Source organism: Glutamicibacter sp. Je.9.36 (assembly GCF_051129975.1).
GTDB lineage: Bacteria > Actinomycetota > Actinomycetes > Actinomycetales > Micrococcaceae > Glutamicibacter.
Genome location: NZ_JBCPSN010000001.1, coordinates 421232 through 442112 on the forward strand (window position 1 = coordinate 421232; position 20881 = coordinate 442112).

The following is a 20881-nucleotide window of genomic DNA, read 5'->3' on the forward strand; positions in this document are numbered from 1 at the left end:
GCTCGGGATCCGGCTCGATCCTACTCGCTTGCCTCCTGCTTTCCTGGAAGCTCCGAGCTGTCGCCATCGAACCTGAATGCTTCCTGCGGATTGGCCGCGATCCGTGACCTGCGGCGCGCTCTTGCCTAGCGTCGTAGGCAACCAGCAGCGCTCCGCACGGACTGCGGAGCCGGATGCGCGGCCACCTGCCGCGCCACCCGCAGCTGACGACAGCAGCAGAGGAAGGGAAGACATGAGCACCAACGATTACACCAGTTCGAATCCATTCCCCGATGACCCGCGCAGCACCCCGCAACCCGGAACCGTCCGCCACGGCCTGAACGATCCGGATCCGTTGACCGAGCCGCAAACCGACCTGTTCCCGTCGGGCACTGTCGAACCGGTACCTGCCGACGCGCATGATTCCGATGACCTGCAGTCCGCAGGGAGCGGCAGTACGTCGGGCAAAGCGCAGGCAGCCCAGGATCTGGCGCGCGAGGGCCAGGAATCCGCCACCCACGTGCTTGACAGCGCCAAGCAGGAAGCCTCGATGCTCGCTGAGCAGGCCAAGGACCAGGCCACCCACCTGTGGGATGAACTCGGCTCCGACCTGAAGGAGCAGACCTCCGCGCAGCAGCGGAAGGTCGCGGCCAACCTGCGCGACATCAGCGATGAGTTCCGCGCCATGCTCGACCAGTCCAGCGCGAGCGGGACCGCCTCCATGCTGGTGGACCAGGCTTCGCATCACAGCGGACAGGCCGCCGATTGGCTCGAACAGCGCGAGCCGCACGACTTGCTGGATGAGGTCAAGGGCTTTGCACGCAAACGCCCTGCGGCCTTCTTGGGGCTGGCGCTGGGCGCCGGCCTGCTGGCAGGACGCATGACCCGAAATGCCAGCGAGCCGAAAGAGGGCACAGGGCACCGCGACCAGGCACCGCGCCCCGGCACCACCAGCGCACCGAACGCCGCGGCCGGAGATGGGCCAGGTCCGGTGCGGGTTGACCCGTCCTTCCAGGGAACCACCCGCGTGGATTCGGCAGGCAACCCGCTGCATGCCGATTCGGTGGACGTTGACCCGCTGCGTTCCTACCCTCCTGGGGATCCGCGCAGCACCGACTACCGCTAGGAGCATTCGATGACTCACACGACGCCAGATCCCGATTCCGCAGAACATGAACGCAGTTCCCTCGGCGCCCTGTTCAATGACCTGACCCAGAACGTATCGCTGCTGGTTCGCCAAGAGATCGAGCTGGCAAAGACGGAGTTGAAGGAGTCGGCCAGCTCCGCCGGCAAGGGTGCGGGCATGTACGCCGGTGCCGGTGTTGCCGGCCATTTCGTCTTGCTGTTCCTTTCCGTTGCGGCTTTCTTCGGATTGTCGCTCTGGATTGGCTACGGCTTCTCGGCCTTGGTGGTCGCCGCCCTCTGGGCGGTGATCGGTCTGGTCTTGGCAAGCGCAGCCAAGAAGAAGATGCAAGAGATCAAGGGATTGCCTAATACGGCCGAGACAGTCAAGAGGATTCCATCAGCTTTTACTCCGAAGGATGATGCACCATGAGCAAGAATTCAGAAGAACTCCGCGCGGAAATCGCCCAGACACGAGGCGACATGCAACAGGATGTGGATGCGATTGCCGACAGGGTCAGTCCCAGCCATATTGCCCACCGACAATCCGAAAAGGTCAAGGACTCATTCAGGAAGGTGAAGGACTCCGTCATGGGAACCGGTGAATCAACGAGTGACCAGCTGCACCACTACGGCGAGGACGCCGCGGAAGCCGTCAGGGACGCACCGCACAGGGTGGTGGAGCAGACCAAGGGCAATCCGCTGGCCGCCGGAATCATCGCCTTCGGGGCAGGACTGCTAGCCTCGTCGCTGCTTCCGGGGACCCAGAAAGAAGCCGAGCTGGTCCAGCGGGTCAAGGACAAGGCAGAACCGCTGGCCGAAGAGGCCAAGGATGCGGCGAAGCAGATTGCCGAAGACCTTCGGGAGCCTGCGCGGCAGGCCGCCGAGGACCTGCGGGATTCCGCCCAGGAATCCGTGCAGACCGTGAAATCCGAGGCCAACTCCGAAGCCGAGCATCTGCACGGCGAAGCGAAGGACACGGCCAAGGAGATGGGTAACGGCTCCTGATCCACTGGGGGCGGCAAGAGGCTGGTGCGTGCAATCACTGATTGGAACCACCAGCCTCTTGCTCTGCCCGGTAGGCGCCGAGCCAGTCAGGGCATCCACCATAATTTAGCTAGCTAAGCTAAATAACCACTAGGATGAGTCCATGGAGAATCCCAAATGACCCAGTCTGCTTTGCCTACGCAGCTGGTATGGTTCCGCGATGATCTGCGCACTAACGATCACCCAGCGTTGGATGCCGCGCTTTCTTCCGGTCCGGTGATCGCGGTGTATGTCCTGGACCAGGAATCTGCCGGCATCCGACCGCTGGGCGGCGCGGCCAAATGGTGGCTGCATCAGGCGCTGGAGGACCTTCGCCGGTCGCTGGGACAACTGGGAATCCCGCTCATCCTGCGCCAAGGCCCGGCCGCCGAGATCATCAGCGAACTCGTGCACGAAGGCAACGTGCAGACCGTGCACTGGAACCGCCGCTACGGCCACGCCGAACGCGCCGTCGACATGCAGATCAAGCAGGAGCTGCAGGCCCGAGGCGTCCACGCCCGCAGCTACAGCGGGATGCTCTTGCATGAGCCCTGGGAGCTGCTGACCAAGAACAACACCGGTTACAAGGTCTTCACGCCCTTCTACAACGCGTTGCGCGACAGCAAGACCAGGCCGCCGCTTCCAGCGCCCCGGGCGCAGGACGCCATCGCCAAAGCTTCGGTTCCTTCCGGCGAGGACCTGGACCATTTGGGATTGCTGCCGGATATCGAATGGACCGCCGGCCTTGCTGCGCGATGGGAGCCCGGCGAGGCGCCAGCGCGCCAGCGCCTGGGCGAGGTGCTGGAATCGATAGCCGAAGGCTACGCGGAGCACCATGACCGCCCCGATCTAGATGGCACCTCGGCTTTGTCCCCCGCCTTGCGCTGGGGGCACCTGGGCGCCCGCGAGATGTGGGACGCTTTGGGCCGGCTTGCCGCCGAGCATCCCGAGGCCGCGGCAGGAGCCACCGCCCTGCGGCGCCAGCTGGCCTGGCGTGACTTCTGCTGGCACCTGTACTACCATCACCCGCAGCTTCCGGAGCGGAATCTGCGTGCTGAGTTCGACCACTTCGACTGGGCCTGGCCTGAGCAGGACCCGCATGCCGCCGGCCAGGTGCGGCTCTGGCAGAAGGGGCGCACCGGCTTCGGGCTGGTCGATGCCGGCATGCAGCAGCTCTGGCAGACCGGCTGGATGCATAACCGGGTGCGGATGGTGGCAGCCAGCCTGCTGGTCAAGAACCTGCAAGTGCATTGGAAGGTCGGCGAGCGCTGGTTCTGGGACACCTTGGTTGATGCGGATCTCGCCAGCAATTCGGCCAATTGGCAGTGGGTGGCTGGAAGCGGCGCCGATGCGGCACCGTATTTCAGGGTGTTCAACCCGGAACTGCAGGCCAAGAAATTCGATCCCCAGGGAAGCTATGCGGCTCGATTCGCGCCGCTGGCTGCGGAGCCCATTGTGGACCTGAAGCAATCGCGGCGGGCTGCATTGGATGCTTACGAGCAGATGAAACTCTCGGCCGGCTCCTGAACGGCAATGCCGGTGCCATGGGGTTGGCACCGGCATTCGCAGCGTTAGTTCTTGGAGACCTTGCCCATGGCCCCGGCCAGCGGCCGGATGAACATCGGACTGGAGAGGAACCAAGCGGCGGCGATGGCCAGCACGGAGACTGCGAAGACCACCAGTCCCCAGAAATCGGCCACGTCCCGCGAGGTAAACATGTGGTTCAGGTTCCGGCGGGCTCCGGTGAAGAAGACCAGGAATACGTGCACCGCGACGAAGCCCACGAAGTAGACCATGACCGGGATATGGATTGCCCGGGCCGCTTCCACCGGGTAGAACTTCGAGAGTTTCCCACTGACTGAGGGCCACCAGGTGGACATCCGCACGCCGGAAATGACAGCCAGCGGGGCGGCAATGAAGACGGTGATGAAGTAGGCCATCACCTGCAGCGCGTTGTAGTGGATCCACCCGTTCTCATCTGGCCAATCCAGCGATGCGTATTGGATCCCGGCAGAGAGCATGTTCGGGAAGACATCCCAGCTGGTCGGGACGATACGCGCCCAGAAGCCGGTGGCGAACAACGCGATCACGAACAACACGCCATTGAGCACCCAGGCCACATCGAGCAGCTGGTGGAACCACTGCGTCAAGGAGATCTTCTTCGGTGACTGGCTGCCTGGCGAGAAGAAGGAACGCTTCTTGGCCGTCCAGTAGCCCGGAGGCTTGCTCTGCAACCGCACCTGCAGTCCCGAACGGACGATCAGCACCATGAAGAACATGTTCAGGAAGTGCTGCCAGCCCAGCCAGGCAGGTATGCCTTCCGGAGTCGAGGCCGGTTGCGAGGCGTGGCCAGGGTAGGTGTCGATGAACCCCTGGACAGCTTCGGTACCGCGCGCCCATTGGGCCAGCAGCACCGCAGCCACGCAAACCGCCAGGACTGCGCCGACTTGCCACGCCAGCTTGGCGTATTTCGACGGGAGCTTTTTGGCCGGCGGGGCAGCTTTAGCCGCGGCCGGCGCCGCCGGCGCAAGTGCAGTTTGTTGGGCAACCGCAGCAGGATCCTTGACCGGTGCACTCTGGGCTGGTGCGCTTTGGGCCCGGACCCGCTCCGCATCCGGACGCTCGATGGCGGCCGGCGCGGAAACAGCGGGCTGGTCTTGGACCGGCTCCGGGACTTGGTGCCGAGCTGGACTCTGCGGCTGTCCTGCGGCTACCAGCAAAGGGACATTCGAAGCGCCAGGCATCCGGCGGCCCTTGGGCTCAGCGATTGCCGGTGCAGGCTGGGCCTGGACCTCAGCACTGGTCTGCGCCGTGCCGGTCTGCGCCATGGCGGCATCCGGTGCCTGCGGGATCGGCTCGCTGGTCTGTGCCTGCTGCGCGGCCGGAACCTGCGGCTGCGGGAGAAGCAGCGGCACCGTGCTGGCTCCGCCCAGGCGGCGGCGGTGCGCCGAGACCTGGACCGGCTGCACTGCCGGGGTTGCCGGCATTGCAGCCGGCTCAGGCACTGCAGCGTCCTGCGGTGCGTGCCCCGCAGGGTGGACTTGGGCCGGCACCGGTGCAGCAGCCGATGCCGCGGCGGCGCGCTCGTCGCGGACCATGGCCACCGGTCCATCGATCACCAAATCGGGGGCCAGCGGCGGGATGCCGCCCATGCGGCGCTTGGTGCGCACGCCAGTTGCCATCTCATTCATGCGAATTGCTCCATTGCTACGTGCGCGCGAGCCGAGAACTGTGCCCTGCGCGCAGCGGAAGTGGCCCTTGGGCCTAGTTCTTGCGGGCGTTGACCTCGTCGATGATCCGCGGGACCACCGAGAAGAGGTCGCCGACAATGCCGAAGTCCGCGATCTCGAAAATCGGGGCATCCCCGTTCTTGTCGATGGCCACAATGGTCTTGGCGGTCTGCATGCCGGCACGGTGCTGGATGGCTCCGGAAATGCCCAAGGCGATATACAGGTCCGGAGATACTGCGACACCGGTCTGGCCCACCTGCAGGCTTTGCGGGACATAGCCGGCATCCACGGCCGCGCGCGAGGCGCCCACGGCAGCGCCGAACACGTCCGCGAGCTGCTCGACCAGAGCGAAATTCTCCTTCGAAGCGACGCCGCGGCCGCCGGAGACCACCGCAGAGGCCCCGTTCAGCGCTGGCCGGCCAGCGTCATTGGCAATCGCAGTGGTGCCCAGGATCCGTGCCCCGGCCTGCTCGCCTGCTGGCAAGGCAAGGATCTGCACCTGCGCGGTGCGCGGTTCGGCCCGCTGGGCGATGCTTCCTGCGCGCAGCGTGGCGATCATCGTTCCGCCCTCCACCGTTGATTCAGTAGAGAAATCGCCGCCGAATACCGAATGCTCGGTGATGATCTCGTCCTCTTCCCAGGCGACGCCAATGGCGTCGGCTGATACCGCAGCGCCAATTCGAGCCGCCAGACGTCCGGCGATGGCGCGGCCGACCACTGCATGTTCCAGGAAGACCGCCAGCGGGGCATGCGCGGAAACCGCATGCGCCAACGCGGCTACCTCGTCGGTGGCAAAGCGGGCCTCATGGCCTTCGGCGCGGGTCATGATGAGCACCGAACCGGCACCCAATTGCCCTAGCTGCTCGGCCACTGCTGGAGCTTGCCCCTCGGTGCTGCAGGCCACGGCGATCGGTTCGCCGACGCTCTGGGCAGCGCCCAGCAGCGCGGCGGTGCCGCCAGCCAGCTGGCCTTCCGGGTTGGTTTCCGCGAACACTAGGATATTCGGCATTTCTTCCTCAGGGTTGAAAGTTTGTCGGAGTGCAGGGGGTTCTCACACCAGGTGCTTGGATTCCAGGAAGTCCACGAGCTTGGCCACGGCCTGCTCGTCGTCTTCCAGCTTCGGACCGGTCTGCTTGGGCGCAGCGGCGGCGGCCGAGACCATCACTGAGCGGTTCGGTGCGTAGGCCGGCCCGGCCTGGATTCCCAAATCATCGAGGGTGAGCTTGTCCAGCGGTTTCTTCTTCGCGGCCATAATGCCCTTGAAGGAGGGGAAACGGGCCTCGGCGGCGCGTTCGGTCACGCTGAGCACTGCTGGGCACTGCGCGGCCAGCTGCAGCTCATGCTGTTCGGTGCGCATGGTGGCGGTGACTTCGCCACCTTCCACGCTGAACTCGGACAGGTCGGTGAGCACAGGGCGGCCGAGCATTTCGGCGATCATGGCCGGAACCATGCCGCCTTTGCCGTCGGTGGACTGGTTTCCGGCAATCACCAGGTCGAATTCCTCGCGCTTGATGGCCGCGGCCAGGACCTTGGCGGTCTGCAGCATATCCGAGCCGGCCAGCGTGCCATCCACCACCTGGATGGCCCGGTCCGCGCCCATGGACAGCGCCTTGCGCAGCGATTTCTCTGCGTCGGCGTCTCCGGCCGAGAGCGCGATGACCTCGACACTGCTGTCCTCATCCTTCATCCGCAACGCGCACTCCAGCGCGCGCTCGGTGATCTCGTCCGGGATCGCCTCGGTGGCGGCCCGATCCAGGATTCCGGTCTCGAGGTTCAGCAGCCGGGTTTCCCCAGTGTCAGGCACCTGCTTGACAAGGACAATGAGCTTCATGGTGTTTCCCTATCTGTTGGCCGGCATGGCGCCGTGCCAACGCTTACGCGCAAACGTCAGTGTTCGTTCCAGCCAATTCCGGCGCACCAGAAATTGGTCATCATCTCAATCAAATCGGCCGTGGGCTTGCGCTTCTTCCAGCCGATTTCCACCTGCGCGATATTGGTCATCATGGACAGCACCAAGGTGGCCGCGTCGCGGGCGTTCACGCTCTCGGCCACTGCTCCAGCGGCCTGCTGGCGCCGGATGCCGCGGGCGATGCGGTCGATGAACAGGTCCCTGATGACCAGGCGGATATTGCGGAATTCCTCGTCGTAATGGGCCACCTGCTCGATGACCAGCGACAGGTCCTGGGTGTTGGTGTAGTTGTTCATGAAGCGCTCGATGGTCTGCGTGACCTTGCCCCGGTAATCGCTCTTGTCCACGTTGGTCACGTTCGTCTGCGAGAGCCGCCCGCGCACATGCTCTTCCACCACCGAGGCGAAAACCGCCTTCTTGCTGCGGAAGTGCGAGTAGAAGGTGGCCCGGGAAATCCCGGCCTCGTGCAGCAGGTCCTCCACCGACGTGTCGATGTAGCCCATGCGAACGAAGACCCGGCGGGCCGCTTCGATGATCTGCATGCGGGTGTTGACTCCGCGCTTGTAGACCGGGGCGGCCTTGGACTTCGCGTCGGTCCAGCGGTTCAGCGCGTCGAGGAACAGCGCGATCTCGGCTTGCCGGACCTCGCTGCGGCTGGGCGGGGCTTGTTCTTCAACTGCTTCTGTTTGCATTGCTTGTCCTTCGAGCCGGAGTGATTTAGCTAAATTCTGCCAGCTATCGATGATTTCTGGGGCCTAGAGCCGTACCGGAACCGCGCGCAGCGCTTCGGCCTGTTCGGCATCCAGACCCAGCAGGCGGCCGAGCACTTCGGCCTGGTCCGCTCCGACCTTCGGCGCGATGCCCAGTTCGGCGCCGGGCTGCAGGGCGGACATTTTCAACGGATTGCCCACCACCGGCACCCGGCCGTTTTCCGGGTGGTCGACATAGCGGATCATTTCCCGCTCGATCAGGTGCGGGTCCGTATCCACTTCGCGCAGGGTCTTCACCGGGGCGAAGGGCACCCCGGCCCCGCCCAGCAGCTCGGAAATCTCGTCCCTGGTCAGCGCCTTGGTGGCGCCGGTGACCAGCGCATCGATCTCGTCCATGTGCTCGGCGCGGCCCACCGGGTCCGCGAAGCGCGGATCATCCACGGCCTCGCCGAAGCCCAGCGCCTTGGCTAGCCGGACCCAGTGGTGGTCCGAAGCGCAGATGATCGCCAGCCAGCCATCGGCGGCCTGGTACACGTTGTACGGGGCGATGGCCAGCCCGGAGTGCTGGTTGCCGGTTCGCTCGGGCAGCTGGCTATCGGGCTGGTTGTGCAGTGCACTGAGCGCGGAAGTGAGCATCGGGTAAATGGTGTCGTGCATGGAGACCTCGACGATTTGCCCCTTGCCTGTCGCGGTGCGGTCGAACAGCGCCGCCATGGCGCCACCGAACAGGTGGATGCCGCCGGAGAAGTCGGTGAAGGCCGGACCGGACTTGACCGGAGGGCCGTCGGCGAAGCCCGTGGAGCCGATGGCTCCGGACATCGCCTGGACCGTCAGGTCCATGGCCGGCATCTGCGAGTACGGTCCGCTGGTCCCGTAGCCCTTGCCCGAGGCGATGACCAGGCGCGGATTGCGTTCCAGCAGCGACTCCAGGCCCAGCCCCAAGCGCTCCAAGGTGTTCGGCGCGTAGTTCTCCACCAGCACATCGGCCTTGTCAACGAGCTTCAGGAAGGCGTCCTTGCCGGCCTCGCTCTTCAGATCCAGGGCGACGGACTTCTTGTTGGAGTTGAGCATGATGAATTCCTGCGGGTCCGCGTCGCCACGGGCGCGGGTGCGCAGCCGCTCGCCGGACAGCGGCTCCACCTTGATGACTTCGGCGCCCAGATGGGCGAACAGCAGCCCGCAGTAGGGCCCGTTGTAGATGTGGCCCAATTCGAGGACCACCAGATCGGTAAATGACTTCAGCATGTGACTGCCCTTTGTTCTCAGGTGGCTAGCGGGAGCGGAATTTCAGTTCCTGGCTGGCGGCATCTGCCGCGCGCTGCAGGCGTTCGACGATCGCCAGCACGTCCGCGCCGCTGGTCAGCGCATCCGAGCCCCATACGGTCATGGAGAACAGGCACGCCCCGTCCTTGTCGAAGACCGGTGCGGTAGCCGAGTGGAATTCGTAGTCGCCGTCGGCCTGGACCTGCGCGGTGTTGAAGGTCTCGGCGGCATCGTGCACCACCGCGCGCAGCTTCTCGCGGGCGGCGGGGTCCTTGCCGATGAACGCGGCGCGGGCCGAGACTTCGATGCCGGCGCCCTGCTCATGGCCGATGCCCGAGGCGTAGCCGCGTTCGCGGACCGTGGCCAGCCCCGCCTCGAAGTGCTCGCGCAGCGACGGATCGGCATCCGGGTGGATCTGCTCCAGCCACGCAGCCTCGGCTTCCGGTCCGCCGAATGCCGCGAATACTCCCCCGATCGGCGGCATGAACGGCACGTGGATTCCCACGCGGCTGGAACGGCCAGCACGGGTGGATGCTCCGGCGGAGCCCACGTTGACCAGTTCGCCTTCCAGCCGGGTCATCACCGAGACCTCGGCAACCAGCTCCGCGGAGAGCCGTTCCATCTGCGGGCGGATCAGATCCAGCTGGCCCAGCACGCTGACCGGGATGTCGGTGGTGATCGCCATCGAGCCCGGGGCGAAGGAACCGTAGCCGCCGCGGAAGAACAGCAGCGGGAGGCTGGAGGACAGCGTGAACAGGTCCAGCACGCTGCCCATCACCCAGTCGTGGTCCCCGGCATCGGAGACCGAGTGCATCTCGCAGTCGATGAAGGCCACGGAGTCGGCCAGGATCGGGCTGCCGTGCTCGGACAACTCCCACTCGAAGCCCTCGAGCTTGTCCTGCTTGCGCGAGGCCACGGCCCGGCAGAGGTCTTCCTGGTCGCTGGCCAGCACGTTGATGCCGAAGCGGGTGCCCTTGCGGTTCTGCAGCGCCGCCCAGGACGAGCTCGTCTTGGTAGGCAGGAAGCCCACCAGGGCCGGATCCAGCGAGACCGAGACGAAGGAGCCGACGGTCATCGCCAGCGGCTGTCCTGCATCGTCCATGCCGGTCACGATCACCACGCCAGTGGGGAACGCGCCGAGTACCCGGCGGAATTCGTAGGCTTCGATCTTTGCCATGACTGCTTCTCCTGTTTTCATTGTGCGTCCCCTAGGATTCGACGTGGATTGCTGATGAGCATTTGGGTGATGTCGGCCTCCGGAACTCCTAGTTCCCGCAGGCCCGGCACGACGTTGTCCATGATTTCGGTGGCCTTCCAGCGTGGCAGCCGCGCCGCGCGGGCTTCGTCCGGGAAGTTCATGGAGTAGGCCGAGGAGTCGGTGGAAATAACCACCTGCGCGGCGTAGCCGTCCTTGCACAGCCGCGCCACCGTGCTGAGCCGCTGCGCGAAGGGCAGCTTGGAATCCATGCCGAAGCGGTCCATGCCCAGCACCGAGCCGCGGTCCGCGACTTCCTTGAGGTAGTCCAGGTCATCGCTGTCACCGCAGTGCCCGATCACCACCCCCGCCAGGTCGACCCCGCGCGAGGCCAGGTAGTCCTGCTGTTCCAGGCCGTTGCGCCGGGACGGATCCGAATGGGTGAACACCGGAGCTCCGGTTTCCAGGTGCGCGTCCGCCACGGCCTGCATGATGATCTTCACCCCGTCGCTGAACCCATAGTGGTCGGTGGCGAATTTCAGCACCCCGGCCTTGACCCCGGTGTCGTCGATGCCCTCGCGGATATCCCGGATGAACATCTGCGCCAGCAAGTCCTCGCCACCCAGCAGCCGGCCTGGGCCGTTGAGCGTAGCGAAGGACGGCGCATCATGGAAGGTGTACCAGCCGGTGGCCCCGATGATGTTCACCGCGCTGCGCTCGGCGACCTGCTTGACCAGCGGGATATTGCGCCCGGTGCCCATCACCGTCAGGTCCACGATGGAATCCACTCCCCCGGCCTTGACCTGCTCCAGGTAGCCCACGGCGCGTTCAACCAGCTCCTGGGACGGGAAGCGGCCCGGATAGTTGAGCATCAGCTCGGCGTTGAGCACGAAGATGTGCTCATGCATCAAGGTGGTGCCCAGCGCCTCGGCGCTCAGTTCGCCGTTCAGCGTAGGAATCATGGCGACAGGTCCTTTCCGGGGAAGTTCGGTGCGGTGCCTTGGAAAGCCGGATTTGGGGGCTCCGGCTTTCCAAAGAGCATGTTATTACTGCGGACGCTGCGGAAGGATGATTTCCTCGTAGACCCGCTCGGCGAATGGCTTGAAGTATTCCTTGTCCGAGAAGTCGGTGGAACCCTCGTACCAGTCGGCGAAGCCGGTGACTTCGCCCTTTTCCTCGTAGCCCAGCTCCGCGGCGATCCCGGTCCACTTGGCGATGGAATCGGCCACAGCCTGGTTCACGGCTTTGCCGTCCAGGTGCTTGGAGTTCTCCACCTGTTCCAGCAGCTGCTCATTGGATTTGGCGATAGCCGCTTCGCTGTCCTCGTCCAGGAATCCGAGCTCACCGCCCTGCTTTGACGCGGTGTCGGCGGCAATCTTCAGGCTGGCCACGGCATTGAAGTCCTCGCCAGCCACGTAGTCTTCCATGCGGTCGAACATCAGCTGCTGGGCCAGCAACGGCAGGGAATCCCAGGTGGCGCCGGCAACCAGTCCCCCGGCGCCTGGCGCGAAGCTGGCCTCCTTGGGGATCATGATGTGCGGTGCGACTTCCAGCCAGCCCACGGAGTTGGCGGTGGCGGTGGACTGCAGCGAGCAGTTGAGCACGCCGCGCTCCAGCGCCTCATAGGTCTCGGCCAGTTCCACGGAGGTCAGCACGCCGCCCAGGGCCTTGGCCTGCACCTCATGGGCTGCCGCGTTGCCGCGGATCTGCGAGCCTGCCCACTCGGACGGGCTGTCCTTCTTATCGCGGCAGATGGCCGCGGTATTGCCGTTGGGGTTGGCCGGGTGCAGCACGTGCATGCCGCGGTCCTCGTAGTTGGCCATGACTTCTTCGGTGTTGAACCCCACTTCCATCATCACCGCGTGGGAGACCAGCTCGCCGACCAGCGGGCTGCTGGGCAGCTGCACCAGCGAGGTGGACATGTCCACGAAGGCGGCCATTTCCTGCGGCTCGTAAGTGGTGTAGTAGTGCGCCAGGTCCAGCCGGCCGTCGGAGAGCGCGGTCGGAACCTCGGTGGGCTTGGCGATCGCGCCGGAGGCATGCGCCTTGATGGTGATCTTTCCGCCGGAGTATTCCTCGACGGATTTCGCCCATTCCAGGTCGCGCTGCGCGGAGAAGGACTTGGCGTTGGTGCTGGAGTACTGGAAGTCGAGCTCGATCGGTTCCATGTCCGCGAACGCGGCAATGTACTCTTCCTTGGTGGCGCCGGCAGCGATGCCTTCGCCGCCGGCATTCTCGCCCCCGGACTTGGCATTCAGCCCGCCGGCGCAGGCAGAAAGCGACAGCGCTGCCACGGCAAGCATGGACAGGGCGCCGGCGAATTTCTTCGGTGAAATCATGGCTTATTCCTTATGCTGATCGTTGGTTGCTAGGACTGTCCGAAGTGCTTGATCGCGCCCTTCAGGCCCTTGTCTTTCATCAGGGCCTTGACCTCGCCGATGGAATCGGCGGTGTGCGAGATCGCATCCCATTCGGCGCCCGAGCGCAGGGAATCGACGAAGCCCTGGCGGTCGTAGACCTTGTTCAGCGCCTGCTTCTTCAGGTAGAGCAGATCCAGCGGGGTCTTGGCTACCCGGGCTGCCATCTTCTGGGCCGATTCCAGCGCGGTGCCTTCGGCCACGGCCTGATTGGCCCAGCCCAGATCCGCCGCTTCTTCACCGCTCATCGAATTTCCGGCGATGAAGGAAAGCTCCTTGGCCTTGCGCATGCCGATATGCCACAACGAGACCGGGGAGAGCAGGCCGCCGCCCAGCGGGATCGAAGGCCAGCCGATATTTGCGGTTTCCGAGACGATCACCAGGTCGCAGCAAGAGACCAGCATGGTCGCCCCGCCCAGGCAGTGGCCTTCGATGGAGGCGATCAGCGGCTTGGGGAAGCGGTAGATGCGTTCCCACAGGTCGATCTTCTCCTGCAGGTTGCGCCAGTCCTGGTAGGCGGTCTTCGAGGAGTAGCCGGAAACCACGTCGTAGCCGGCGCTGAAGCTCCTGCCGTTGCCGCGCAGGATCACTGCCGAAATATCATCGTCATCAGCCAGTTCGGCCAGCGCATCCATCAGCTGGTCGAGCAGCGCATTGTTGAAGGCGTTGAGCTTCTCCGGGCGGTTCAGCGAGAGCACGGCAGTCTTCTTGGCCGCATCGCGTTCGATGAGCACCAGCTGGGTTTCGTTGAGCACTTCGGTCATGGTTCCTACTCTCCTTGGAATTCGTAGCTGGTCTTGGCCTTGAAAGCCGCCACCGAGTTCTTGTGGTCCGCGGTCGTGGAGGTCACGGCCGAGGCGAAGGATTCAAGCTCCCAGGCCTGGGCCAGGGTCATGGTGTGCGAACCCTGGACGACCTTGCGGGTGGCGAAGTAGGCAGCGGTCGGACCGTCGGCCAGCTTCTGCGCGAAGTCCGCCACCTCGTGATCGAAGCTCGTGTCGTCGTAGACGGCCGAGGCGATGCCCAGATCCGCGGCCTGCGCGCCGGTGATCACCTCTCCGGTCATCGCGTAGTGCAGGGTGCGGCGGTTGCCGATCTGCTGCGAGAGCAGGTGCGGCACCGCGCTGTCCGGGGCCAGTGCGCGCTTGATGAAGCCGAACTGGAACTTCGCGGTATCCGAAGCCAAGATGATGTCGGCGGCCAGCGCCAGGCCGAAACCGGCGCCGACGGCGTGGCCTTGCACGGCGGCGATGACCGGCTTCTTGAGGTTCCGGATCAGCTCCACGAGCTCGCGGCCCGTGGAGATCCGCGCCGCCCCGTTGCTGGGGGTGTTCTTGCCCATGCGCTTGACATCGCCGCCGGCGCAGAAGTTGCCTCCGGCGCCGCGCAGCACGATGGCGCGCACGTTCTCATCGTCGTTGGCTTCGAGCAAGGCCTGGCGCAAATCCGCGCGCAGATCCGGGCTGAGCGCATTGCGCGCTTCGGCACGGTCCAGCAGCAGGGTGCGGACCCCTGACAGATCGGTGGCGGCAACGAGGCTGGTGCGGGTCCCAATCACAGCTTGGTATCTCCTGCCAGCAGTCGCTTGGCCACGGTGCGGCGCTGGATCTCGCTGGTGCCATCCGGGATGCGCAGCGTGCGCGCAAAGCGGTAGGCGCCTTCCAGGCCCAGCTCATTGGTCAGGCCCAGCCCGCCGTGGATCTGCATGACCTCGTCGATGACGCGGCCGAGCATCTCGGTGCAGGAGAACTTGATGATCGAGGTCTCCTTGACCGCCGGCATCCCGGCGTCCAGCAGGGCCGCGGTGCGCTGCACGGCGGACTTGCACAGGTAGATGTCGCGGGCGATCTCGGCGAGCTTGGCCTGGATCATCTGGTGCTGGCCAATGGTCTTGCCGAAGGTCTTGCGGGTCTTGGCATAGTCCAGCGCCTGGTCCAGGGCCCACTGGGCCACGCCGATGCAGGTGGCGGACATGGTGACACGGCCGCGGCTGATGCCTCCCATGGCCAGGTTCAGGCCCTTGCCCTCTTCGCCAATGATCTGCGCTTCGGTGACTTTGAGGTCGGTGAAGGACAGGATGGTCGCATTGGAACCGCGCTTGCCCATGATCGGGATGCCGGCATCCACCGAGAAGCCCGGTGCATCGGTGTCCACGAAGAAGCAGGTGATGCCGCCGGTGCGGTTGGCCACCGCTTCCGGATCGGTGATGGCGAAGACGAAGGCATGCTTGGCGTGCGCCGCGTTGGAGATCCACTGCTTCTGGCCGTTGACCAGCCAGCCGCCATCCACCTTGGTGGCACGGGTCTTCAGGTTGTAGACATCCGAGCCGGCATCCGGTTCGGATAGCGCGAAGCACAGGGTGGAGCTGCCGGCGCGGATCGCGTCGATGCGCGGGGCCAGCACTTCCTCGGAGAGCTTGAGCAGCAGCGGGCTCAGGCCGTTGGTGAAGGGCGAAGGGATGACCGATTCGTGGATCAGCGAACGTTCCGGGCCGTAGCGGTGGTGCAGGGTTTCCTGGATTTCCACGATGGCCGCGGCCGGCAGTTCGGCACCGCCCAGGGACTCGTCGCCGTACAGCGTGTAGAACCCTGCCTCGGCGGACATTTCGCGTACCTGCTGGCTGATCTGCAGGTACTTCTCGGTCATCAGGCCGCGTGCGTTGAAGATGTTGTTCTCGTCCTTGAGGAACTCTGCGTGTTCCTGCTCGATCGGCACGACGGCCTTCTCGATGAACTCGACCAACGCGTCGACGATTTCCTTGTACTCGCTGTGGCCCGCGCGGGGGCCGGCAGTCATGGTGGTCATAGGTGCTATTCCTTAGGCCTGTGCGGTCTCAACCGCGGAGGTACGGGAAGTCAGCTGCGGACGGACTTCCTCGGCGAACTTGGTCATCGAGCGCAGGACCTGCTCCTGCGGCTGGCTGCCGGCGTCGAACCAGCCCACCAGGCCGCCGATGCCGGTGACCTTCTTGTAGTCCTCGAGCTGCTGGGCCACATCGTCGGAGGAGCCGAGCAGGATGGCGCCCTTGTCCACGTATTCCTGGAAGTTCAATTCGGTCAGGCCCAGGCCCACCTTGGCGCGGTTGCTCAGGATGTTCAGGTACCACATCAGGCCGTGCTCGTATTCCTTGGCGGCGGTCGCGTGGTCATCGGAAACGTGGATGGCCTTGAGCTGCGAGGAGCGGGCGATGTTCGCATCGATCGCGTCGTAGCTGAAGCCGGCAGCGCGGGCTTCTTCGCGGTAGATGTTGACCAGGTGGGCCATTTCTTCCCAGGTCGGCATCTGGCCGAGCACGAAGGCGAAGCCTTCCCGGGCTGCGTAGCGCAGGGATTCCTCGGTCTTGGAAACCATGATGTAGACCGGCGGGTGCGGCTTTTGCAGCGGCATCGGCATCAGCTGGATTTCTTCGGCGTGCTCGCCCGGGCCCGGGACCTGGAAGTGCTTGCCCTTGTAGTTGATCTTGCCCTCGGTCCAGCCCTGCATGATGATCTCGAAGGTTTCCTGGTAGCGCTCGTCGCGCTCTTCCGGATCGATGCCGTAGGCCTGGAATTCCAGCAGGTCATAGGCCTTGCCGATGCCGAAGTTCAGTCGTCCGTCGCTGATGACGTCCAGCAGCGAGAAGTCCTCGGCCAGCTTCAGCGGGTGGTTCATCGGCAGTCGGGTGACGCCCGAGCCTAGGCGGATGTTCTTGGTGGTGCCGGCGACCGAGGCGAGCAGCATCTGCGAGGAGGAGATGATGCCGTAGCGGCGGGCGTTGTGCTCGGCGACCCATGCTTCCTCGAAGCCCAGCTTGTCGGCAAGGTTGATCTGCTCAATCCCCTTATGGACTGCCTCGCGTTCGTTGCTCCACTCGGGAACGTTGGTCAAGCAGAAAATTCCGAAGTGCAGATTGTCCTGGCTCATCTTGGCCTCCTGGCTGGCGCCCATCACCTGTGATGGGGATCATTTGTTTGGGTGAATGTGTTCATTGAATCACAATACATACAAGTTCGTCTAGAATTGCATCCAAGATCCTTCGCCCACTCGCCCCGCAACCCTGGAGCAGACCCATTTGAAAATGCAAAGTAGCTTGTCAGATTGTATTTTCAGAGAATCGATACGACCCGCGCAACGACCGTAACATCCGCCTGAAGCAGCTATTCGAGAGCCCGAATCAACCCGAAACCGCACGCCATCCGCACAAAGGAGCACTTATGAATACCCCAAACACGCCGCAGCCCGCCGGACGCCTCGCAGGCAAGATCATCCTGGTTTCCGGAGCGGCCAGCGGCATGGGCGCCCAGCATGCGCGGGCCATCTGCCAGGAAGGCGGCAGCGCGATCATCGCAGATATTGCGCACGAGGCCGGGCGGCAGCTGGCCGCGGAATTGAATGAGCTCCATGGCCGCAAGGCCGCGCTGTACGCGGAACTCGACGTTGCCGATCACCAGGACTGGACTCGTGCCGTCGCCGCAGCGAAGGAGCACTTCGGCGCGCTGCACGGACTGGTCAACAATGCCGGGGTGGGCTCGAAGGGCTCAGTGCTGGAATCGAGCATCGAGGACTGGAAACGCACCATCGACATCAATCTCACGGGAAATTTCCTGGGCATGAAAGCCGCGGTGCCCCTGCTGCGGGAGAACCCCACCAGCTCGATTATCAACGTCTCCTCGATTGCCGGACTCGTGGGTTTCAAGAACCGCGCCGCCTATTCGGCTTCCAAATGGGGCATCCAGGGGCTGACAAAAACTTCCGCGCTCGACCTCGGGGAACTTGGCATCCGGGTTAATTCCATCCACCCCGGCTCGGTGAACACCCCGCTCACCGCGGGCCTGAAGCGCGGCTTCGGGCAGGTGCCGGCCGGACGTGCCGCTGAGGTCGATGAGGTCAGCCCGCTGGTCATCTACCTGCTCAGCGACGAATCGCGCTACGTCAGCGGCGCAAACATCGCGATCGATGGCGGCGAGACGGCCGGCAACAATCTGCGTGCCTTCAATTAGCGCCAAGAAATAGACGTGCGTCACATTTGAAAAAGGTGATGACACAATCGGCATTTCATATGTATGGTGGTTCAGATCACAAAGTCAAACATACATGTCTATATTTCATATTTGCGGATATGGGCAGTAGCTAGTTCTGAAGGTTCATGATGACAGCACAACGCTCGGTGGTGATCACCGGTGGAAGCAGCGGTCTGGGCGCTGCAACGGCCCAGCTTTTCACAGAGGAAGGCTGGGTAGTCCACGCCTTCGACCTCCACCCCGGCACCCTGCCAGCGCAGGCGGTGTTCCGTCGCGTCGATGTCCGCGACGACCAGTCCGTGAAGGATGCCTTCGACGCGGTCCAGGACTCGGGCGTGCAGCTGCGCTGCCTCGTGCATTGCGCAGGCATCACCGCTTTCGGGCCTTCCCAGCCCGGTCAGCTGATCGATCCGGAAACGGGATCGGTCCTGCAGAATTTTGAAACCATCGAGAACGTGCTGCGCACCAACCTGCTGGGCACTTTCTCGGTGGTCCGTCACGGAGCGGCCCTCATGTCGCGCAACGCAGATGCCAGCGAGAACGGTGCCATCATCCTGACTTCTTCGGGTGCGGCGCTGGATGGCAAGGCCGGGCAGTCGGCCTATTCGGCTTCCAAGGCCGGCATCGCAGGGATGACCCTGCCGCTGGCCCGCGAGCTGTCCGATGCATCGATCCGCGTGGCGGCCATCGCCCCGGGGCTCTTCGATACCCCGATTCTCGCCGGGACTCCCAAACTGGAACGCCATGTGCCATTTCCCGCGCGGGTGGGAATCCCGCAGGAATTCGCCCAGCTGGCTATGCAGATCTACGAGAACAAATATCTCAACGCCGAAGTCATACGCCTTGATGGCGGCATCCGCGGCGGATTCATCTCCAACTCCCCTTTCGTTCGCTGAGCATTTGCCCATCGATACACGCTACTGACTGCTCTCAATGTTGAGACGAAGAAGTGGAGCACCTCATGCTGAAACTCACCAAGATCCTCGAATGGCTGATCTCCGGGCTGGCAGGCCTGGCATTGCTTGCCATGATGCTGCTGAGCCTGGCCAACGCCTTGGGCCGCACTTGGTTCCAATCCCCAATCTACGGAGCCAATGAAATCACGGCCAACTGGCTGCTGCCGGCCCTCGTCCTGCTGGCCATTCCCGGCGCCCAGGTCTGGAAGGAACATATCAACGTCGCCCTGGTCATCGAGAATCTGAGCAATCGCAGCCTGAGCTGGGTCCGCCTCTTCAGCTGCCTGGCCGGCGCCGCTCTCTCAGCCCTGCTGGCCTGGTACGGACTCCAGGAGGCGCTGGCCAAAACCGAAGTCCAAGCCACCGGCGGCATCACTTCGATTCCGATTTGGCCCGCCTACTACTTCGTTCCGCTCGGCTTCACCCTCACCACGCTGGTACTGCTCATCGATGCCTGGCTGGGCTTCACGAAGCCAGAGCATGAGATCAACACCGGCACCGGCAAACCAACCGCTGAACTGCAGCCTGATTCCCTGGTAGGTCTGAAATGATTGATTCACCAACACTTGCACCGGCCGATTCAGCCATGAGCACGCGAGCTGGTGCGCCCGAGCACAAGCCAAAGGCCACCGCGATCCGCTTCTGGATCCTGGTCGCGGTCAACATCGCCTGCCTAGTCGGCTTGTTCACCAGCAGCACCGCCACCGCGGCAGGGCTGTGGACCATCGGGCTAATGGTCGCCCTGATGCTCACCGGCCTAGCTGTCGGCTTCGCTTTGGCACTAGCCAGCTTGCTGGGCCTGGTCTATGTCAGCGGCACGAATGCCGCGATCAGCGTGCTCTCCACCGCTCCGTACACCGCGTCCAGCGGCTGGTCGATGTCGGTACTGCCGCTGTTCATCTGGATGGGCTTGCTGCTCACCCAGTCGGGGTTGACCCAACGCCTCTACCAGACCACCAACCAGTGGTTCGGCTGGCTGCCTGGCGGCTTGGCCATCGGCACCACTGCTGCCGGAGCCGGCCTGGCTTCGGTCAGCGGATCCTCCATAGGCATGACCTACGCCTTGGGTCGTGCCGGCATCCCTGAAATGCTGAAAGTGGGCTATGACCGCCGCGTCGCAGTCGGCGCAGTACTGACCGGCGGCCTGAGCGGCCAGCTGATCCCGCCGAGCATCATGATGGTTGTCTACGCGGGCATCGTCTCGGTTCCGGTTGGCCCGCAGCTGCTGGCTGGCGTGGTTCCAGGCATCGGCTTGGCCCTGATGTTCGCGCTCATCTACTTCATCATGGCACTGGTCTTCCCGCAGATGTTCGGCCGCGGCAAGGCCAAGGTGGCTGTGACCACTTCCAGCCCAGGCTGGGGCGACCGCTTCCGCTCATTGGGCGGCCTGTGGGGCCTGCCACTGATCATGCTGGTCCTCTTCGGCGGCCTGTTCACCGGCTACTTCACGCCCACCGAAGCCGGCGCAGCGGCAGCCTTCATGTCATTGCTGATTACCCTGTTCTACACCCGCAAGAACCAGCCATGGCGCCAGGTAGCCGCTTCGCTATCCAACGCCGCCAAGGCGACGGCATCAATCTTCCTGCTGCTCATCGGCGCCGAAATGCTCACCCGCGTCTTGGCAGTCACCGGTATCGCCGGCGATATCACCGACTTCATCGCCCAATTGGGCCTGTCGCGCTTCTGGTTCCTCATGGCCCTGGTCGTCTTGTATATCTTCATGGGCATGTTCTTCGACACCATGTCGATGATGCTGCTGACCATCCCGCTGCTGCTGCCGGTACTGGAGACCTACGATATCGGCCTGATGTGGTTCGGTGTCTTCGTCATCATCCTGGGCGAAGTCGGCATGATCACTCCCCCGGTGGGCGTGCTCGCGTACATTTGCTACAACTTGGCCAAGCGACGCGAGGTCAACCAAGGCGTGAGAATTACCCTGAACGACGTCTTCACGGCGATCCTCTGGTTCCTGCCATTCGCGATCGTCTTCATTATCATCATGATCTTCTTCCCGGAGATCACCACCTGGCTCCCCTCGATATCCTCGGCTTCCTAACTGGCAGCCAATCTATTC

Annotated in this window: 20 protein-coding genes; 8 read left to right on the top strand and 12 right to left on the bottom strand. The window is 64.0% G+C overall.

The window, feature by feature from the left end; genetic code table 11:
* The first annotated feature begins 232 nt into the window (after nucleotides 1-232).
* From AAZQ98_RS01975 to AAZQ98_RS01990, 4 genes are all read left to right on the top strand, one after another.
* On the top strand, nucleotides 233-1105 hold the full coding sequence (locus AAZQ98_RS01975) for a hypothetical protein (protein ID WP_434689405.1): 873 nt from the start codon (nucleotides 233-235) through the stop codon (nucleotides 1103-1105).
* 9 nt (nucleotides 1106-1114) lie between these two features.
* A complete protein-coding gene (locus AAZQ98_RS01980; RefSeq protein ID WP_066142299.1) occupies nucleotides 1115-1534 on the top strand; it encodes a phage holin family protein in 420 nt (139 codons plus the stop codon).
* Nucleotides 1531-2109: a DUF3618 domain-containing protein gene (locus AAZQ98_RS01985; protein ID WP_434689407.1), complete on the top strand. Its 579-nt coding sequence runs from the start codon at nucleotides 1531-1533 to the stop codon at nucleotides 2107-2109. Before AAZQ98_RS01980 ends, AAZQ98_RS01985 begins: the two co-directional genes overlap by 4 nt.
* Before the next feature lie 156 nt (nucleotides 2110-2265).
* Nucleotides 2266-3654: a cryptochrome/photolyase family protein gene (locus AAZQ98_RS01990; protein ID WP_434689408.1), complete on the top strand. Its 1389-nt coding sequence runs from the start codon at nucleotides 2266-2268 to the stop codon at nucleotides 3652-3654.
* A 44-nt stretch (nucleotides 3655-3698) separates the two neighbouring features.
* Here AAZQ98_RS01990 and AAZQ98_RS01995 read toward each other — a convergent pair whose 3' ends face one another.
* The 12 genes from AAZQ98_RS01995 to AAZQ98_RS02050 form a co-directional block, all read right to left on the bottom strand.
* On the bottom strand, nucleotides 3699-5318 hold the full coding sequence (locus AAZQ98_RS01995) for a cytochrome b/b6 domain-containing protein (RefSeq protein ID WP_434689410.1): 1620 nt from the start codon (nucleotides 5316-5318) through the stop codon (nucleotides 3699-3701).
* A 73-nt stretch (nucleotides 5319-5391) separates the two neighbouring features.
* Nucleotides 5392-6366 (bottom strand): electron transfer flavoprotein subunit alpha/FixB family protein, encoded by a 975-nt coding sequence (locus AAZQ98_RS02000; protein ID WP_434689412.1) that lies wholly within the window; start codon nucleotides 6364-6366, stop codon nucleotides 5392-5394.
* Between the two features lie 42 nt (nucleotides 6367-6408).
* Entirely contained in the window at nucleotides 6409-7188 is a 780-nt protein-coding gene (locus tag AAZQ98_RS02005; RefSeq protein WP_434689414.1) for an electron transfer flavoprotein subunit beta/FixA family protein, read from the bottom strand.
* A 56-nt stretch (nucleotides 7189-7244) separates the two neighbouring features.
* Nucleotides 7245-7958, bottom strand: a complete 714-nt coding sequence (locus AAZQ98_RS02010; protein ID WP_434689415.1) for a TetR/AcrR family transcriptional regulator — start codon at nucleotides 7956-7958, stop codon at nucleotides 7245-7247.
* Between the two features lie 63 nt (nucleotides 7959-8021).
* Nucleotides 8022-9221, bottom strand: a complete 1200-nt coding sequence (locus AAZQ98_RS02015; RefSeq protein ID WP_434689417.1) for a CaiB/BaiF CoA transferase family protein — start codon at nucleotides 9219-9221, stop codon at nucleotides 8022-8024.
* A gap of 25 nt (nucleotides 9222-9246) precedes the next feature.
* Nucleotides 9247-10416 carry a flavin reductase gene (locus tag AAZQ98_RS02020; RefSeq protein WP_434689419.1) on the bottom strand — a complete coding sequence of 390 codons (1170 nt, stop codon included), beginning with the start codon at nucleotides 10414-10416 and terminating at the stop codon, nucleotides 9247-9249.
* A gap of 17 nt (nucleotides 10417-10433) precedes the next feature.
* Nucleotides 10434-11396, bottom strand: coding sequence for a phosphotriesterase family protein (locus AAZQ98_RS02025; RefSeq protein ID WP_434689421.1), 963 nt, complete (start codon nucleotides 11394-11396; stop codon nucleotides 10434-10436).
* Between the two features lie 84 nt (nucleotides 11397-11480).
* Entirely contained in the window at nucleotides 11481-12773 is a 1293-nt protein-coding gene (locus tag AAZQ98_RS02030) for a hypothetical protein (RefSeq protein ID WP_434689422.1), read from the bottom strand.
* A gap of 29 nt (nucleotides 12774-12802) precedes the next feature.
* Nucleotides 12803-13615, bottom strand: coding sequence for an enoyl-CoA hydratase/isomerase family protein (locus AAZQ98_RS02035; protein ID WP_434689423.1), 813 nt, complete (start codon nucleotides 13613-13615; stop codon nucleotides 12803-12805).
* 5 nt (nucleotides 13616-13620) lie between these two features.
* The gene (locus tag AAZQ98_RS02040; RefSeq protein ID WP_434689424.1) at nucleotides 13621-14409 is read right to left on the bottom strand and encodes an enoyl-CoA hydratase/isomerase family protein; all 789 of its coding nucleotides are present in this window, start codon (nucleotides 14407-14409) and stop codon (nucleotides 13621-13623) included.
* Nucleotides 14406-15656, bottom strand: a complete 1251-nt coding sequence (locus AAZQ98_RS02045; protein WP_434689426.1) for an acyl-CoA dehydrogenase family protein — start codon at nucleotides 15654-15656, stop codon at nucleotides 14406-14408. Before AAZQ98_RS02045 ends, AAZQ98_RS02040 begins: the two co-directional genes overlap by 4 nt.
* A 12-nt stretch (nucleotides 15657-15668) precedes the next feature.
* Nucleotides 15669-16754 carry an LLM class flavin-dependent oxidoreductase gene (locus AAZQ98_RS02050; RefSeq protein WP_434689427.1) on the bottom strand — a complete coding sequence of 362 codons (1086 nt, stop codon included), beginning with the start codon at nucleotides 16752-16754 and terminating at the stop codon, nucleotides 15669-15671.
* 290 nt (nucleotides 16755-17044) lie between these two features.
* Here AAZQ98_RS02050 and AAZQ98_RS02055 point away from each other — a divergent pair, with 290 nt between their 5' ends.
* The 4 genes from AAZQ98_RS02055 (at nucleotide 17045) to AAZQ98_RS02070 (ending at nucleotide 20863) form a co-directional block, all read left to right on the top strand.
* Entirely contained in the window at nucleotides 17045-17830 is a 786-nt protein-coding gene (locus AAZQ98_RS02055; protein ID WP_434689429.1) for an SDR family oxidoreductase, read from the top strand.
* 146 nt (nucleotides 17831-17976) lie between these two features.
* Nucleotides 17977-18747 carry an SDR family NAD(P)-dependent oxidoreductase gene (locus AAZQ98_RS02060; RefSeq protein ID WP_434689431.1) on the top strand — a complete coding sequence of 257 codons (771 nt, stop codon included), beginning with the start codon at nucleotides 17977-17979 and terminating at the stop codon, nucleotides 18745-18747.
* Between the two features lie 65 nt (nucleotides 18748-18812).
* Nucleotides 18813-19358, top strand: a complete 546-nt coding sequence (locus AAZQ98_RS02065) for a TRAP transporter small permease (protein ID WP_434689433.1) — start codon at nucleotides 18813-18815, stop codon at nucleotides 19356-19358.
* A 35-nt stretch (nucleotides 19359-19393) separates the two neighbouring features.
* Nucleotides 19394-20863 carry a TRAP transporter large permease gene (locus AAZQ98_RS02070; protein WP_434689435.1) on the top strand — a complete coding sequence of 490 codons (1470 nt, stop codon included), beginning with the start codon at nucleotides 19394-19396 and terminating at the stop codon, nucleotides 20861-20863.
* Nucleotides 20864-20881: the final 18 nt, after the last annotated feature.